A 3314-nucleotide genomic window follows, 5' to 3' on the forward strand; every position below is an offset into this window, starting at 1 on the left:
GTGGGAAGCACACCGGACAGACGTCACCGACCCATGGCGCGATCGCGATGCGACCGTGAACGTCGGCCGGACGACACGCTCACCTGCGAATTGCCCGCGTGCGGGGGACGTGTCCGGCTCGGGTGTCGCCGACGCGACCGTCATTCGGCGGTCCAGTCGCGCAGCCGGGCGGGGTTCGTGGCATGCTCGGATTCCAACGACTACCGGACGCGACACCGCCGCCCGTGATGCGAAGTCAGCACGGCGGGGCGCCGTCCTTGGTGGCAGTTGTCCGCTTCGGCGGGATGCAGCCGTCATCACCGTTGTCGTGGCGGTATTGCCGTCCTGCGGTAACGCCGTTGTGGCTGACCCTGAGTCCTCATCGTGGAGGTTCGTTGTGAAGCGTGTCGGTGCGATTGTTCTGCTGGTTACGCTCGTGGGTGGCGGGTTCCTCTTCCGGCGTCAGCGCGGCAAGCAGGACGCGTAGTCCCGTCCCGCTACCCGCGGGATTCTTTCGGTTTCCGCGCCCGGCGCGGGCCTCGTCCCCGCGTAGTGCGGGACGTCCGTCGACGTGGTGAGGGCAGGGCGGTTCGTCCGTGCACAGATTTGATGCCGACACGGCCGATCTGATGCGGGCGGTCTTCGACGCGACCCGGCTGCGGCTCGGATTCGACCAGGTGCCCCTGGACGGACCCGCCACCCCCGTGGAACTCGCCGCGCGGGTCGGGCAGACGATCACCCCGGGCGGTCTCGGTGGCCGGCGTGCGCTGGAACTGTTCGACGAGGTGCTGGCCCGGGCCTGCATCTCGGCGGACCATCCGCGCAACCTCGCCTTCATTCCGGCCGCCCCGACCAGATCGTCGGTCATGTTCGACCTGCTCGTCGGCGCCTCGTCCATCTACGGCGGAAGCTGGATGGAAGGCGCCGGCGCGGTGCACGCCGAGAACGAGGCGCTGCGCTGGCTCGCGGATCTCGCCGGCCTGCCCGCGGCGGCCGGCGGCGTGTTCGTGCCCGGTGGCACGGTGGGGAACCTGTCGGCGCTGGTCGCGGCGCGTGGGGCGGCCCGCGCACGGCTGCTCGCCGAGGGCCGGCCGCTACCGTCGCGATGGCGGTTCATCTGCGGCGACGAGGCACACTCGTCGCTCTACCAGGCCGCCGCCGTGCTCGACGCCGAGATCGTCCCCATCCCCACCGGCGCGGACGGTCGCCTCACCGGCCCCCTGCTCGCCGCGGCCCTGGCCGGCTTCGCCCGCGAGGACGCCTCCGTCCGCGAGGGCGCTTCCATCCGCGAGGACGCCTCCGCCGTGCGGGGGCTGCGGCCGGACGGCCACGACCATGGCGACGACGGTGGCGGTGGCTATGGCGACGACGGTGGTGGCGGCCACGGCGATGGCGAGGCTGGTCGTGATGCGGCGGCACTGGGGGTGTTCGCGGTCGTCGCGACGGCGGGGACGACGCAGTTCGGGGTTGTCGATGACATCCGGGGCATCGTCGACGTCGCCCGGGAGCATCGGCTCTGGGTGCACGCCGACGGAGCGTACGGGCTGGCGGCGCTGGCCGCGCCGTCCGCTCGGGTGCGCTTCGACGGCATCGCCGACGTCGACTCGTTCATCGTCGACCCGCACAAGTGGCTGTTCGCCCCGTTCGACGCCTGCGCCCTGCTCTACCGCGACCCGGCCCAGGGGCTCGCCGCGCATGGCCCGCAACGTGCCGACTACCTCGAGGTACTCGACTCCCACACCAACTGGAACCCGTCCGACTACGCGATCGGCCTGTCGCGACGGGCCCGCGGCCTGCCGTTCTGGTTCTCCTTGGCCACCCACGGCACCCAGGCGTACGCCGACGCGATCGAAGCGACCCTGGCCACCACGCGGGCGGCCGCGGCGCAGATCACCGCGCGCCCCGAACTCGAACTCGTCCGGGAACCGGAACTGTCCGTCGTGGTCTTCCGCCGCCGGGGCTGGACGGACACCGACTACCAGCAGTGGAGCAGCGGCCTGCTCCGCGCCGGCTTCGCCTTCGTCCCGCCCACCCGCGTGGCCGGCGAAGCCGTCGCCCGCTTCGCCATCGTCAACCCCCGCACCACCCCCGACGACATCGGCGCCATCCTGTCCACGATGCTCTGACCCGCCACGCGCTGCGGGCGGCGCGGGGATGGGGTTCGTCCCGGCGCCGCCCGAGCTGGCCGCTGGTGGGCAGGGTGGTTAGTTGCCCACGGTGAAGCGGCGGTTGCGGTTGCGCGGGTGCTCGATCTCGTCGATCACCGCTACGGCGAAGTCCTCGGTGGAGATGCCGATCTGACCCTGGGCGTCGATGACCGGATGGTCGACACCGGTGCGGTAGGCGCCTCGGCGCTGGCCGCTGCCGAAGTTCTGCGGCGGCGGGGCGATCGCGGCCCACCGGACGCCCCGGGCGCCGCGGTAGGTGTCGAGGGCGTCGACCTGGTCGAGCGCGTCCTTGCGCTCGGCGGCGGGGAAGTCGGAGCTGTCGACGAGACGCTGCCCGTTCTCGTCCTCCAGGGTGCCCGCGCTCGACACGTGGACGACCAGCGGCGCCTGCTCACCCAGCCGTGGCAGCACATCGACGAGGGTGCGGGCCGCGTTCGCGTGCACCGGCCGGTCCACCCCACCGACGGCGACGACGACGGCGTCCGCCTCCTGGGCCAGCCGCTGCACGGTGTCCCGGGACGTGACGTCCCCCTCGACGGCGTTCGCCTTACGGGCGAGCTTCTTCACCCGGGAGGCGTCCACCTCGACCGCGGTGACCTCATGCCCCCGCTTGATCGCCTCGTCGGTGATGCGACGCCCGATCTGCCCCGCGGCGCCAAAAACCACAATCCTCGCCATGCCATTGCCTCCGACTCACCGGCCGTGCAACTGATGGATAGTCTCGCGATCCGTTCGACGTGCTGGTGATGCTGGCGTTCTGGTGATACTGGAAGGCGGTCGGCGCGCCATTGAGCCGACCGCCGCGGTCAGTAACTTCCATTACCTTCCGCGAAAACTATGCTCACGCTCCGCATCACCCGGCAAGTTGACGTCGCCTTTTGGTATGCCGCCAGCGCCGCCGTTCGCCCGGCGCGGGTGGGCGGCCGGGCCCTTCCCGGTGGATTCGTCCGCCGGTGGGCTGCGTCGTCCGGTGATGGTGGAGACTGTCCGCGTGACGGTCGGGGGCGCCGTGGATGACGGCTACGAGTGGGACTTCTTCGTCTCCTACACGGCGATGGACCAGCCGTGGGCGGTCTGGGTGGCCTGGGTGCTGGAAGAGGCCGGATTCCGCGTTCTGGTGCAGGCCCAATGGCCGTAGGTTAAGGGATTGTCGTGTCGTAGGCTTGG

General features: G+C 71.2%; 3 protein-coding genes. 2 read left to right on the forward strand and 1 reads right to left on the reverse strand.

Annotated elements, in window-relative coordinates:
- Positions 1-575: 575 nt before the first annotated feature.
- The gene (locus tag G6R24_RS19600; RefSeq protein WP_225438784.1) at positions 576-2105 is read left to right on the forward strand and encodes a pyridoxal phosphate-dependent decarboxylase family protein; all 1530 of its coding nucleotides are present in this window, start codon (positions 576-578) and stop codon (positions 2103-2105) included.
- A 78-nt stretch (positions 2106-2183) separates the two neighbouring features.
- Here the strand turns inward: G6R24_RS19600 and G6R24_RS19605 are convergent, their stop codons facing one another.
- Positions 2184-2825, reverse strand: coding sequence for an NAD(P)-dependent oxidoreductase (locus G6R24_RS19605; RefSeq protein WP_163550638.1), 642 nt, complete (start codon positions 2823-2825; stop codon positions 2184-2186).
- A gap of 205 nt (positions 2826-3030) precedes the next feature.
- On the opposite strand from G6R24_RS19605, the gene G6R24_RS22960 reads away from it, so the two are divergent.
- On the forward strand, positions 3031-3285 hold the full coding sequence (locus tag G6R24_RS22960) for a toll/interleukin-1 receptor domain-containing protein (protein WP_225438785.1): 255 nt from the start codon (positions 3031-3033) through the stop codon (positions 3283-3285).
- The last annotated feature ends 29 nt before the right edge of the window (positions 3286-3314 follow it).

Source organism: Candidatus Frankia nodulisporulans (genome assembly GCF_902806475.1).
Taxonomy (GTDB): Bacteria; Actinomycetota; Actinomycetes; order Frankiales; family Frankiaceae; genus Frankia; species Frankia umida.